Origin of the sequence: Bifidobacterium pseudolongum subsp. globosum, from assembly GCF_000741295.1 — a bacterium.
Lineage (GTDB): Bacteria > Actinomycetota > Actinomycetes > Actinomycetales > Bifidobacteriaceae > Bifidobacterium > Bifidobacterium globosum.
The window spans coordinates 1-12,148 of sequence record NZ_JGZG01000003.1; the positions used below are offsets into that span (position 1 = coordinate 1).

Here is a 12,148-nt window from a genome sequence, read left to right on the forward strand (position 1 = left end):
AAGCACGTTGTTGATGCGCAGTCCGACCCAGTGCTCCCGGTGGAACGCCAGATGGGCCAGCGCGTCCTCGAGCAGTTCGCCGGCGCGCCGGCCGATCCGGCCGATGCGGTCCATGACCGCGCGGCGAAGGCCGGCGTGCGCGTCCGAGGTGACCAAGCGCACCCGCCACCCCACGCTTCCTGAGCGAGGGCAGGAACCGCTTCCACGAGTCGTACGACTCGGTGTCCACCAGGTCGAAGCCCACGAAACGCCTCGTGCCGTCCATGAACGCGCCGATCGCGGTGACGGTGGCCCGGGAACACACGCGCGAGTCGTCGTCGCGGCACTTGACGTAGGCCGCGTCCAACCACAGGTACGGCACCGGCGAACCGGCGTCGAACTCGCCCTGGCGCAACGCGTCGACCTCCCCGTCCAGCGAAGCGAGCATGCGCGAGACCGTCGACGGGCCCGACCGGCCGAACTCCAGCCCGCCCGCGACCTTCTCGATCCTGCGGGCACTCATCCCGTTGACATACGCCCTGGAGACCACGCCCACCATCGCCCGGCCCACACGCGAGTACGGGCGCGTCACCCGTTCGGGCAAATACGTGTCCTCACGCAATTTGGGCACCCGCAGCACGATCTCGCCGATCACCGTCCGAAGCCTTCTCTCGCGGTAGCCGTTCCTGCGGTTGCCCTCGCCCAACGGCATGTCATCCATCGTCAGGGCCACATCATCGGATACACTGGCCATCAAGGTCATCTCCTCAAATCAGTTGTTTTTTGGCTTTAACCGATTCTAGGCGACGACCCCTTTTCATACCCGGAGCCAGACACCAACATTGACACACAACCAAAAACATGACGAAAACAGTGAAAACAGTGACGGAAACGGCGAAAAGCGCGAGATACGGCTGGCTGCGAGTGGCTAGTGGCGGATGGCTAGCGGAATGGCGGGTGGCTAGCGGCCCGCGGCTGGTGGTTGGTGGCGGGTGGCTGACTCTGGACTAGGCGGTCACTCGCTGTCGTGATGGTCCTTGACGCTCCACTCGTCTTCCTGCACATGCGTCGAGAACGCCTGCCCCGTGTATTTGCGCAGCACGTACTCCTGGATCGGCACATGCAGCGAAAGCATCGAGCCGTAGCCAAGCACGACGAGCAGGAACAGCAGCTGCGGCAGTTTGAACCACAGGTAGATGAACAGACCGAAGTAGACGGCGTCGACTGCGGCGAGCGCAAGGGTCGCGGGGAAATAGCTGATGCCGAAGATGTACGCGTTCGCCATCGTGCGCGTAGGTGGGTTGTCGAAACGCGCCTGCAGTGCGAACACCCATTCGAACCCGATGACCCACAGGATCGTGACCGCGATCTTCGGGATGAGCAGCGGCGTGATCTGCAGTACGACCCAGCTGTAGGCCAGTCCAGCGCCCACAAGCAGGTAGACGACCCACAGGATCGTCGCACGCGCGAAGTTCTCCTTGAACGCGGCAAAGTAGTTGCGCGCCACATGACCCTGCCCGATGAGCATCTTGCGCGTCGCCGTCTGCCCTGCGGAGAGCGCGACGCCGATCGTGACGACCGGGATGCTCGTCACCAGCATGAGGATGTTGATGACGATCGCGTCGGTGAGGTTGTTCCATGCCTGCATGAATTTGGAATCCGGGGAAAGCCAGTTCATTTCGCTCCTGCTTGTCTCGCGTGCTCGCTTCGAGCTTACTCCACGCCCATGCCTCCGCGCGGGCAAAACGAAGGCCGGGCGCCCGGAGCCCCCAGGAAAGGGACCCCATGGCTCCCGGCCATGGATTGTTGATTGATGGTGGAAAGATCAGCCCTTGACCGCGCCGGCCATGACACCCTTGACGATGTACTTCTGGCACAGGATGTAGAAGAGGATGATCGGAATGATCGCCAGCACGAGGCAGCCCATCATGGCGCCCATGTCGACGGAACCGTAGCCGCCCTTGAGGTACTGGATCGCAACCGAGATCGTCTTGTACTTGTTGAGGTCCAACGTCAGGTACGGCAGCAGGTAGTCGTTCCACACCCACATGGCCTCAAGGATGGCCACCGAAATGATCGACGGCTTCATGATCGGCACCACGACCTGGAAGAAGATGCGCGGCACGGAGGCGCCGTCGATCATCGCCGATTCCTCGAGCGACTCCGGGATGCCCTTGACCACGCCGGTGAAGATGAACACGGCCAGACCGGCGCCGAAGCCCAAGTATACGAGGCACAGGCCCCACGGGGTGTTCAGGCCCAGACGGTCGGCGAGCCACGACAGCGTGAACATGAGCATCTGGAACGGCACGATCATGTTGAACAGGAACAGCGTGTAGAGCGCCTTGGCGGCCCAGTTGTTCACGCGCACGATCCACCATGCGCACATCGAGGTGCACAGCAGAATCAGCACAACGGAGCCGACGGTGATGAGCACCGTCCAGCCGAAGCTGGCGAAGAAGTTCGTGGTCTCGATGCCGCGCACATAGTTGTCGAACCCGACGAAGGCGTCACCGGTCGGGAATGAGAACGCGTTGGCGCTGATGTAGGTCTTCGACTTGAAGGAGTTCATGACCACCAGGAAGATCGGGAAGACCCACGCAATGGAGATCATGGAGAAGAATACGGTCCACAATGCACCGTGCTTTACTTTTTCGCCGTTCACGCTGCGACCTCCTTGGACGTCGTGAGCTTGTTCTGCAGCAGGGAGACCACTGCCACCAGGATAAAGAACAACACTGCCTTCGCCTGGCCGACGCCCTCGAATCCGGTGCGGGCGTAGAACGTGTTGGTGATGTTGAGTGCAAGACCTTCGGACATGCGCGAGGGCGCGCCGTTGGTCAGTGCAAGGTTCTGATCGAAGAGCTTGAAACCGTTGGTCACGGTGAGGAACGAGCACACGGTGATGCTCGGCATCATCAGCGGGATGATGATCTTGAACATGGTCTGTGTGCCGCTTGCGCCGTCCACGGAAGCCGCTTCGAGCACATCGGTGGGCAGCGACTGCATGCCGGCGATGTAGATGATCATCATGTAGCCGATCTGCTGCCAACAGACCAAGATGACCAAGCCCCAGAAGCCGTACTTCTGGTCATAGGTGAGCGAACGCTGCCAGTGGGCGAGCACGCCGTTGAGCAGCAGCATCCAGATGTAGCCCAGAATGATGCCACCGATGAGGTTCGGCATGAAGAACACGGAGCGGAACAGGTTGGACCCGCGAATCGACTTGGTCAGCAGATACGCGATGGCGAATGCGACCACATTGATGACGATCGTGGTCACGATTGTCAACAGCGTCGAAAACAGCAGCGAGTGCAGGAACGTCTTGTCCTGCAATGCCTTCTCATAGTTCCTGAAGCCCACAAACTGTGCATCGGTAACGGTGCTGAACTTGCAGAAGCTCAGGTAGATGCCGTAGATGAACGGCACCACGAAACCGATGACGAATGCGGCGAATGTCGGAAGTACAAATAACGCCCACCAACGGCGTATCGCCTTACCGGCCATACTGATCATAATACGCCCACTTTCCTCGTTCTTTCCGTGCATACTTCCATGTATGCGATCATGGCGTGCCGGCGCATGACGTCTGAGTCATAGGCATACAAGCCCGCCGGTGCAAATGACAGTACAACCATAACAACTCATGGCCATACTGTCAAACGTTTACATTTACGGTGTTTTGAATGCGGCATTGCTTGGCTTGTCTGTGTAGACACAAATCGCATAAACGCTGAAAGTTCGCCATTTCAACTAAAACATGCTACGATGAAAACGTTTGTGAAAGTGAGCATTGCACAAACGTTTTCATTGCATTCACTTCAACGATGAAGAGGAACGGGTATGAGCACGAGCATTCAGGATGTGGCGTGCGCGGCCAACGTCTCCATCTCCACGGTATCGCGTTCCTTCACGCGGCCCGAGCTGGTGTCCAAAGCCACGCGAGAAAAGGTCCTACGCATTGCCGAGGAACTCAATTTCTCCACGTCACGTTCGGCTGTGGCGCTCAAGACGGGGCGCGCGTTGCGCGTGGCCCTGCTGGTGAGCGACCACATACGCCTATGGTTCAGCGCCTCGGTGATCGAGGGACTCAACCAGGTGCTGCATGAAGAAGGCTACGACATCTCGATCTTCCAGATCTCGAGCATCGAGGAGCGCGAGGAGTTCTTCGAGATGCTGCCGGTACGGCGCAACGCCGATGCGGTCATCGTCGTGTCGTTCGACATCGACAACACCGAGATCGCCCAGCTCAACTCCGCCGCCGTGCCGATTGTCGGCATCAATTCGGTACTGCCGCAGGAACGCGGCTTTTCTGCGTCGATCAACATCGACGACGTGCAGGGGTCTATCCTCGCGGCGCGACACCTCATCTCGCTCGGGCACCGCGACATCGCCTATGTGCGCACCGACCGCGACGTCTCGCTGCACTTCAGCGTGCAGCAGCGCTTCGACGCGTTCATGGAGTGCTGCGCGCATTCCGGCATCGCGCCGCAGGTCATCACGGCCACCGAAGGGCCTACGCGCATCAGCCAAGTCGTCACCGAGCTGCTGAGCATGGACCGCATGCCCACGGCGATCGCCTGCCAAGAGGACGGCATCGCGATTCCGCTGATCTTCCAGCTCATGCGCAATGGCTATTCGATTCCCGGCGAGATTTCGGTCATCGGGTTCGACAACAGCGTCTACGCGGCAGACATCGGCCTGACCACAATCAGCCAAGACCCGGTGGAGCTCGCGCATATCGCCGCACGCCTGACGCTGCAGCTGATCGACGGACAGACGCCGCGCGACCCGTTCCTCCTTGAGCCCGCGCAGCTCATTGTGCGCTCAAGCACCGGCCCGTGCCCCAAGACGCACGCATAACGCGGCGCCGCGCCCACAATCGAACAACGCTGAGGGCCCATCAATCCGAAGATTGGTGGGGCCCTCAGCGTGATAGAAAAGAAGGAGACTAGAGAAGTCTAGAGGCTGTGGCCGGTTCGGGGGAATCCGGCCACAGCGGGGGCGCCGACTCAGTGAGCGGCGTCGTATTCGGTCTTCCAGTTGTTCACGAAGGCGTCCACAACGGCGTTCCAGTCGCCGGTGCCCTGCGCGTAATTGAGCATGGCCTGGCCGAGCACGTTCTTATACTCCTCCGACGGCATCATCGAGAAGTCCCAAGCGACCTGGGTCAGCTCGGTGTTCTGGATGCTCTTGTTGGCGTCCTGGATGAGCGGATTGTCGGTCTTGACGTCGTTGAAGGTCTTGAACGGGGTGGTGAAGCCCATGTCTTCGCTCAGAGCCTTCTTGCCCTTGTCGGAGCTGATGACCCACTTGAGGAACTCAAGCGAGGCCTTCTGGTTGGCGTCGGAGACCTTGGAGTTGATGCACCAGTAGTTCTCGGAGCCGGTGGCGAGGCCTTCGGTCTTGTCGTCGACGCCGATGTAGATCGGGAGCATGCCCAGGGAATCGGCCTTCATGCCGGCCTTCTGCAGATCGCTCCAGGCCCAGGTGCCGTTCTGGTAGAACGCGGCCTTGCCCAGCGCGAACTCCGAGTTCGCGTCATCGCCGGTCTTCGAGCTCAGCTGGGTCTTCGCAGTGGTCGAATCGGTGATGTACAGGTCGAAGATGTTCTTGAAGTTGTCCATGTACATGTCCTTGATGGACGCCGGCGGAGCGGTGATGTTGTCCTTCTTGAACTGGTAGTACAGCGGGATGTTGGCCAGATGGGTCTTGAAACGCCAGTCGGAGCTGGAATCGAAGCCGGCGGAGGTGAAGGCGCCTTCGATGCCAAGGTCCTTCTTCTTGGCCTGCATGTCGTCAGCCACGGCCTTGAGCTTGTCGAAGGAGTTGAGCTCGTCGGCGCTCTTGATCTTCGCGCCGTCCATCGCCATGTACTTGTTGAGCAGGTCTTTGTTGTAGATGATGCCATAGGACTCGATGACGTATGGGACGCCAACGATCTGGCCGTCATCGCCCTTGAGGGCGAGCGACTGGTCGTTCATCTCCTTGTAGATGTCGGAGTCGGTCAGGTCGGCCGTGTAGCCCTTCCAGTTCTGGTAGCCCACCGGGCCGTTCACCTGGAAGATCGTGGGGGCTTCGCTCTTGGCGAGTTCGGACTTGAGCTGCTGCTCATAGGTGCCCGAGGCAGCCGTCTGCACCTTGACCTGCACGCCGGTCTCATCGGTGTATTGCTTGGCCAGAGCGGTCCACTGGTCGGCCGCTTCCGGCTTGAAGTTCAGGAAGTAGACGCTTCCCTTGCCATTGTCTCCCGAAGAGCCGGAGCCACCGCCACATGCGGCGAGCGGGACGGCCATTGCCGCGACGGCAAGCATACCTACAGCTGTCTTCATCGTACGATTCATCTTCGAACCTTTCTCTGTACGCCCTGGGGGCGCCGCACTGGTGTGCGTGTCAAAGAAGCTACTTTCCTCAACAACTTCTTTCACAGACCATTGTGCACCAACTTGGCAAAAAATGCAAACGTGGGCACGCCGAACTGCATGAAAGCTCCACATTTTTCACTGGCGCGTCTGAAGATATGACCTATTTTCAATATGTTTGTTATGATTGCACTCGTATGAAAGCGTTTGCCAACGCGCCTCTATGCACGCTCCACCGGCACTGAAACAGGCCGTTCGAGCCGCTTCGACGGCGAACAGTCCGATGAACTGGCCGGCCACACCGCCGCCCCCGTGGAAAGGACCCGCATGACCCTCAACAATACGCACGACGACTGGTGGAAGCAAGCCGTCGTCTATCAGGTGTACCCCCGCAGTTTCCGCGACGCGAACGGCGACGGGCTCGGCGACATCGCCGGCATCACAAGCCGCATACCGTACCTGCGCCAGCTGGGCGTGGACGCCCTGTGGCTTTCGCCTTTCTACCCCTCCGAACTGGCCGATGGCGGCTACGACGTGATCGACTACCGCAACGTGGATCCGCGCCTCGGCACACTCGACGATTTCAACGCGATGGTGGCCGCCGCGCACAACGCCGGCCTCAAAGTGGTTGTGGACATTGTGCCCAACCACACGTCGAACATGCACCCGTGGTTCCAGGAGGCGCTGGCGAGCTCACCGGACTCCCCCGCGCGCGACCGCTATATCTTCCGCCGCGGCGAGGGCGAGCACGGCGAGCTGCCGCCGAACAACTGGCAGTCGCTGTTCGGCGGCCCTGCATGGGAGCCGGTGGGCGACGGCCAGTGGTATCTGCACCTGTTCACCAAAGAGCAGCCCGACCTCAACTGGAAGAATCCCGACGTGCACGAGGACTTCCGCACCACGCTGCGGTTCTGGTCCGACCGCGGCGTCGACGGATTCCGCATCGACGTGGCGCATGGTCTGGCGAAGGACCTTGACAGCGAGCCACTCAAAGACCTGGAGCGCTTCCCGGTCGGAGGCGATCCGGTTCCGGGCCACCCGCTGTGGGACCGTCCGGAAGTGCACGAGATCTACCGCGAGTGGAACAAGGTGTTCCACGAATACAATCCCCCGCGCTTCGCCGTGGGAGAAGCATGGGTGCCCGCCGAGCATCAGCATCTCTACGCGTCCGAAGACGAGCTTGGGCAGGTCTTCAATTTCGAATTTGCGAAGGCCAACTGGTTCGCAGCCGATTTCCACCTCGCGATCGAAGAGGGGCTCGATGCCGCGGAGGAATCGAAGTCCACGACCACGTGGGTGATGAGCAACCACGATGTGCCGAGGCATGTGAGCCGTTACGGCCTGCCGCAGGTGCACACGCGCGGCTACCACGAGCTGCCGAATGACTGGCTGCTGCGCAACGGCACCACCTACATCGAGGACCGCGAGCTCGGCACACGCCGCGCCCGTGCCGCGATCCTCATGGAGTTGGGATTGCCCGGATCGGTGTACGTGTATCAGGGTGAGGAGCTTGGCCTGCCCGAAGTCGCCACAATCCCGTGGGATCATCTCGAGGACCCGGTCGCGTTCAACACCGACCACAGCGACGCGGCGAAGGGCCGCGACGGCTGCCGCGTGCCGCTGCCGTGGAGTGCCCAGGACATGCCGCAGCCCGCACCATGGGACCCCGAGTTCGGCACCGGCGCCTCGTTCGGCTTCTCCGAGCATGCCGGCGGACGCGCGAGCGCCGATCCGCATCTGCCACAGCCGCTGTGGTACGCCGGCTACGCCGCCGACGTGGAGGACACCGACCCCGCTTCGATGCTCAATCTGTATCGGCGCGCCATGCACTGGCGGCAGGAGCATCTGACACCCACCGGTGACACGTCGCTCACATGGCTCGGCCCGCAGTCCTTCGCCGACTGTGGCGACGACGTGGTGGCATATGCACGCCCGCTCGCCGACGACAGCGGCGACCGCTTCGCGTGCATCGTCAATTTCGGCGCCGCGCCCATCGAGCTGCCGCACGGCGACGTGATGATGCGCTCCATCCCGTTCGATGGCTATCAGCTGCCGGCTGACGCGGCGGTGTGGATGCGCATCTGACGGCGCTACGCATGGATCATGTGGTTCAGCAGTTCCACTGCTGAATCACATGATCCCCCTTGTACAGGCTCAGCACACTGATGTGCGCGGTGTCGAGCTTGAGATTGCGCCCGAACGTTGGCTCCACACCGAGCCACTGCGTCGTCAGGATGCGCAGAATATGCGCGTGCGCCACGCACAGCACATCACGCCCCGCCTGCAGCGCGGGCATCGCGCGCTCGATGACGAGCCGCGTGCGCGCTGCGGCGTCTTCAAGGCGTTCGCCGGGCCCGTTGATGATGTGCATCTCCTCACCACCGGGGAAGACCTCGATCCGCTCACCGCCAAGCGCGGCGTCAAGAACGGCCGGCCCATGCTCCCACACGTTCCAGTCGTAGCCAAGCGCGTCAAACAGCTGGCTGCGCGTACGGCCTTCGGCACGCCCGTAATCCCACTCCTCGAGGTCCGCGGTGACCTCGTGTTCGGTGAATCCGGCGAGCTCGGCCGTCGTCATCGCACGCCGCAGATCGCTCGTATATATGTCGCGGGGCTCGAACCCGCGCGGGAACATTGCGCGCAGACGTTCGCCCGCCGCACGCGCCTGCTCACGGCCCGTCTCGGTCAGTGGAATGTCGGTGCGGCCGGTGTACTGGCCCGATTCGCTCCACAGCGTCTGGCCGTGGCGCAACAACACCAGATTTCCGAAGGTCTGGGGCGCGCTGTTCTGTATGGTCGTCTGTTCCATGAGTACTACTGTAGGCGCATGCGCACCACAAGAACAGCGGACCATCACATCCGCGTGCCGCCGCGCCATTTCCGTTTTGCGCGCTATCGCCGTTGCTGTCGGCGCGCATACCCTACACTGGGACCTATGAGTGAACACAACAACATGCACGACCTCGACGAGACGGCCGACAGGACCGTCGCGGCGATCAACAAGGTCGACACCAAGGTCACCGAGATGCGCCAGCGGCGCATGGCCGACCCCGACACGTTGGGCGACAAAGCGCTCAAGATGATCATCCCCAGCCTCGCTGGTCTCGTGGGGGGCAAGCTCTTCCAAATGGTGTGGAACAGTGTCATGGCACGTGTGCATCCCAGTCCGGACGACGATGCGAAGGACCAGCAGCAGGGCCTGATGATGAGCGTGTTGTTCGCTGCGGCGTCGGCGGCGTTCGGCACACTGCTGACGCGCCTTTCGGACAAGGGCGCCAATTCGCTCGTGCACCACATGCAGATCAAGCGCAGCCGCTGACCATTGCATACAAACTAGATACTGCGCCCGTATTCGCCCAGTACGGGCGCGGAGTATGTTCACACATGGGGCGAATCCGCTTCCACTGTTCTGGCACCGCAGCCATACTGGAAGCATGACTGAATACATGCATAATCCCACGGTCGACGTATTGCTCGACCGCCGTTCCATCCGCGCGTTCCAACAGGAACCCATCGACCCGCAGATCCTGACCACAATCGAGGCGGCGGCACAGCATGCCGCTTCGAGCCAATATCTCAACGACTGGTCCGCGATCCGCATCCTCGACCACACGCTCAAGCAGCACATCGCCGAAGTCGGCCACCAGCCGTATATCGCCGACGCGGCCGCACTGTATGTGTTTGTGCTTGACGAATATCGCAATGCCGTCATCGCGCGCAACAGCGGCGTGGCGGTCGATTCAGACGAATTCACGCTCAACAACAGCTACCGCTTCAGCCAGGCCCAGAACGACGCCGTGCTCGCGCTGCACGCGATGGAAACCGCAGCGGAATCACTCGGTCTGGGTTGTGTGATCCTCGGCTCGATTCTCAACGATGTGCCGCGGCTGATCGAACTGATGAAACTGCCGGAATACACGTACCCGGTGCTCGGCCTGGCGATCGGCAAGCCGGCGCAGCAGCCGAACCTGAAGCCGCGCCTGCCGCGTTCGGTGCAGTTCTTCGACAATGCATACAACAGCGATCCGGAACTCATGCTGCAGCGCATAAGTGAGTTCAATGAAGAGGTGCACCAGTACTACGACCTGCGTGATGCCGCGCACCCGGTGCCGACGTATGATGTGCAGATCGCGCAGAAAGCCGTCGATCAAGGTGTGCTGGAGCGTGGGCTCGGCCATGCGCGCGCGCAGGGGTTCGACATCGAACGCTAGCCGCGCATCAGCGGTGCCGTGGTTTGAATCCGCGTTTGCGTGAATGCGGCTTGCGTTGCAGCGCGCGCTGTGTACGCATGTAGTTGAGCTGCGGATCGCGGTGCGTGAGGTGCCATGTGCCGCAGAATTCACACCGGTAGACCCACAGTTCCACACCGCGCTCCAAACGACTTTGCTCGGCCGCCTGGAGCGCGGTGATCTTGTCTTTGTACATGATCTTCTGCGATGGCTCGCAGCGCTTCGGCGTGAAATAATGCATGCGTCAATCCTTAGCACGCGTGGGGTGTATGTGGTTGGGTATGGGTGGACCCCGGTTGGTTGTTCGCCTTCCGGGGTCCTCAAGTGTGGTGCGGCGGTGTGCTACTCTCCCACACCCTGTCGGGTGCAGTACCATTGCCGTGCCAGGTCTTAGCTTCCGGGTTCGGAATGGGTCCGGGCGTCTCCCCTGGGCCATGGCCGCCGCAAGTCTTCAATTGTCAACCCGTGTGGGTTGGTTGTGTGGTTGTTTGGGGACCGGTGGGTGGACGCGACGCGTGTGTGTGTTCGTGACTGTCGACCAAGTGTGTGGTTGGTCTGGTTAGCGTAGTAGGATGCTTGGCCAGTGCCCGTGGAACGGGTCTGGTGTGTTTGTGTTTCGACCGTTAGTGCCGGTCAGCTCCACCGCTCGCGCGGCTTCCACGTCCGGTCTATCGACCAGGTGTTCTACCTGGGGTCTCACGCCACCTCGAGGGGTGGTTAGGAATCCTTATCTTGGAGCGGGCTTCCCGCTTAGATGCTTTCAGCGGTTATCCCTCCCGAACGTGGCCAACCAGCCATGCCGCTGGCGCGACAACTGGCATACCAGAGGTTCGTCCACCCAGGTCCTCTCGTACTATGGGCAGGCCTCCTCAGGATTCCAACGAGCGCAGAGGATAGAGACCAAACTGTCTCACGACGTTCTGAACCCAGCTCGCGTGCCGCTTTAATCGGCGAACAGCCGAACCCTTGGGACCTGCTCCAGCCCCAGGATGCGACGAGCCGACATCGAGGTGCCAAACCATCCCGTCGATATGGACTCTTGGGAATGATCAGCCTGTTATCCCCGGGGTACCTTTTATCCGTTGAGCGATGCCGCGTCCGTACGCCGGCACCGGATCACTATCTCCGACTTTCGTCCCTGCTCGATCCGTCGATCTCGCAGTCAAGCCCGCTTGTGCGATTACACTCGACACCCGATTGCCAACCGGGCCGAGCGGACCTTTGAGCGCCTCCGTTACTCTTTGGGAGGCAACCGCCCCAGTTAAACTACCCGCCAGGCACTGTCCCCGACAAGGCTCACTTGTCCGGGTTAGGCATCAGATGGGGACAGAGCGGTATTTCACCGGCCGACTCCACACACACTGGCGTGCGTGCTTCACAGTCTCCCGCCTATGCTACACAATCCGCACCTGATGCCAATACCAAGGTATAGTAAAGGTCCCGGGGTCTTTTCGTCCTTCTGCGCTTAACGAGCATCTTTACTCGTACTGCAATTTCGCCGAGCTCCTGGTCGAGACAGCGGGGAAGTCGTTACGCCATTCGTGCAGGTCGGAACTTACCCKACAAGGAATTTCGCTA

The 12,148-nt window shown here is 61.0% G+C and carries 11 protein-coding genes and 2 rRNA genes; 4 read left to right on the forward strand and 9 right to left on the reverse strand.

Annotation, left to right across the window (positions count from 1 at the left end; genetic code table 11):
• The 4 genes from BPSG_RS01695 to BPSG_RS01710 all read right to left on the reverse strand — a co-directional run.
• Nucleotides 1-733, reverse strand: a 733-nt coding sequence (locus tag BPSG_RS01695; protein ID WP_238548921.1) for a transposase, incomplete at its 3' end; no start/stop codon positions are given.
• A gap of 261 nt (nt 734-994) precedes the next feature.
• Nucleotides 995-1,657, reverse strand: coding sequence for a YesL family protein (locus BPSG_RS01700; RefSeq protein ID WP_051592150.1), 663 nt, complete (start codon nt 1,655-1,657; stop codon nt 995-997).
• A gap of 147 nt (nt 1,658-1,804) precedes the next feature.
• The gene (locus BPSG_RS01705; protein ID WP_022858412.1) at nt 1,805-2,644 is read right to left on the reverse strand and encodes a carbohydrate ABC transporter permease; all 840 of its coding nucleotides are present in this window, start codon (nt 2,642-2,644) and stop codon (nt 1,805-1,807) included.
• On the reverse strand, nt 2,641-3,495 hold the full coding sequence (locus BPSG_RS01710) for a carbohydrate ABC transporter permease (protein WP_026644247.1): 855 nt from the start codon (nt 3,493-3,495) through the stop codon (nt 2,641-2,643). Before BPSG_RS01710 ends, BPSG_RS01705 begins: the two co-directional genes overlap by 4 nt.
• Before the next feature lie 327 nt (nt 3,496-3,822).
• Between BPSG_RS01710 and BPSG_RS01715 the strand changes: the two genes are divergently transcribed.
• Nucleotides 3,823-4,842, forward strand: a complete 1,020-nt coding sequence (locus tag BPSG_RS01715) for a LacI family DNA-binding transcriptional regulator (RefSeq protein ID WP_026644246.1) — start codon at nt 3,823-3,825, stop codon at nt 4,840-4,842.
• 149 nt (nt 4,843-4,991) lie between these two features.
• On the opposite strand, the gene BPSG_RS01720 is transcribed toward BPSG_RS01715, so the two are convergent.
• The gene (locus BPSG_RS01720; protein ID WP_026644245.1) at nt 4,992-6,323 is read right to left on the reverse strand and encodes an ABC transporter substrate-binding protein; all 1,332 of its coding nucleotides are present in this window, start codon (nt 6,321-6,323) and stop codon (nt 4,992-4,994) included.
• Nucleotides 6,324-6,668: 345 nt separating this feature from the next.
• Here BPSG_RS01720 and BPSG_RS01725 point away from each other — a divergent pair, with 345 nt between their 5' ends.
• Nucleotides 6,669-8,426: a glycoside hydrolase family 13 protein gene (locus BPSG_RS01725; RefSeq protein ID WP_026644244.1), complete on the forward strand. Its 1,758-nt coding sequence runs from the start codon at nt 6,669-6,671 to the stop codon at nt 8,424-8,426.
• A 25-nt stretch (nt 8,427-8,451) separates the two neighbouring features.
• Here the strand turns inward: BPSG_RS01725 and BPSG_RS01730 are convergent, their stop codons facing one another.
• Nucleotides 8,452-9,150 carry a histidine phosphatase family protein gene (locus BPSG_RS01730; protein ID WP_026644243.1) on the reverse strand — a complete coding sequence of 233 codons (699 nt, stop codon included), beginning with the start codon at nt 9,148-9,150 and terminating at the stop codon, nt 8,452-8,454.
• Between the two features lie 126 nt (nt 9,151-9,276).
• Here BPSG_RS01730 and BPSG_RS01735 point away from each other — a divergent pair, with 126 nt between their 5' ends.
• On the forward strand, nt 9,277-9,660 hold the full coding sequence (locus tag BPSG_RS01735) for a DUF4235 domain-containing protein (RefSeq protein WP_026644242.1): 384 nt from the start codon (nt 9,277-9,279) through the stop codon (nt 9,658-9,660).
• A gap of 115 nt (nt 9,661-9,775) precedes the next feature.
• The gene (locus BPSG_RS01740) at nt 9,776-10,552 is read left to right on the forward strand and encodes a nitroreductase family protein (RefSeq protein WP_026644241.1); all 777 of its coding nucleotides are present in this window, start codon (nt 9,776-9,778) and stop codon (nt 10,550-10,552) included.
• A 7-nt stretch (nt 10,553-10,559) separates the two neighbouring features.
• Here BPSG_RS01740 and BPSG_RS01745 read toward each other — a convergent pair whose 3' ends face one another.
• The 3 genes from BPSG_RS01745 to BPSG_RS01755 all read right to left on the reverse strand — a co-directional run.
• Nucleotides 10,560-10,811, reverse strand: coding sequence for a hypothetical protein (locus tag BPSG_RS01745; protein ID WP_026644240.1), 252 nt, complete (start codon nt 10,809-10,811; stop codon nt 10,560-10,562).
• 88 nt (nt 10,812-10,899) lie between these two features.
• Nucleotides 10,900-11,016, reverse strand: a 5S ribosomal RNA gene (gene rrf / locus BPSG_RS01750).
• A 157-nt stretch (nt 11,017-11,173) separates the two neighbouring features.
• Nucleotides 11,174-12,148, reverse strand: a 23S ribosomal RNA gene (locus tag BPSG_RS01755); the annotation flags it as partial.

What these genes read in the sequence shown, in the direction of transcription:
- BPSG_RS01700 (WP_051592150.1), bottom strand. Translation starts at nt 1,657, where the DNA reads ATGAACTGGCTTTCCCCGGATTCCAAATTCATGCAGGCATGGAACAAC.
- BPSG_RS01715 (WP_026644246.1), top strand. Translation starts at nt 3,823, where the DNA reads ATGAGCACGAGCATTCAGGATGTGGCGTGCGCGGCCAACGTCTCCATC.
- BPSG_RS01720 (WP_026644245.1), bottom strand. Translation starts at nt 6,323, where the DNA reads ATGAATCGTACGATGAAGACAGCTGTAGGTATGCTTGCCGTCGCGGCA.
- BPSG_RS01725 (WP_026644244.1), top strand. Translation starts at nt 6,669, where the DNA reads ATGACCCTCAACAATACGCACGACGACTGGTGGAAGCAAGCCGTCGTC.
- BPSG_RS01710 (WP_026644247.1), bottom strand. Translation starts at nt 3,495, where the DNA reads ATGATCAGTATGGCCGGTAAGGCGATACGCCGTTGGTGGGCGTTATTT.
- BPSG_RS01740 (WP_026644241.1), top strand. Translation starts at nt 9,776, where the DNA reads ATGACTGAATACATGCATAATCCCACGGTCGACGTATTGCTCGACCGC.
- BPSG_RS01735 (WP_026644242.1), top strand. Translation starts at nt 9,277, where the DNA reads ATGAGTGAACACAACAACATGCACGACCTCGACGAGACGGCCGACAGG.
- BPSG_RS01745 (WP_026644240.1), bottom strand. Translation starts at nt 10,811, where the DNA reads ATGCATTATTTCACGCCGAAGCGCTGCGAGCCATCGCAGAAGATCATG.
- BPSG_RS01730 (WP_026644243.1), bottom strand. Translation starts at nt 9,150, where the DNA reads ATGGAACAGACGACCATACAGAACAGCGCGCCCCAGACCTTCGGAAAT.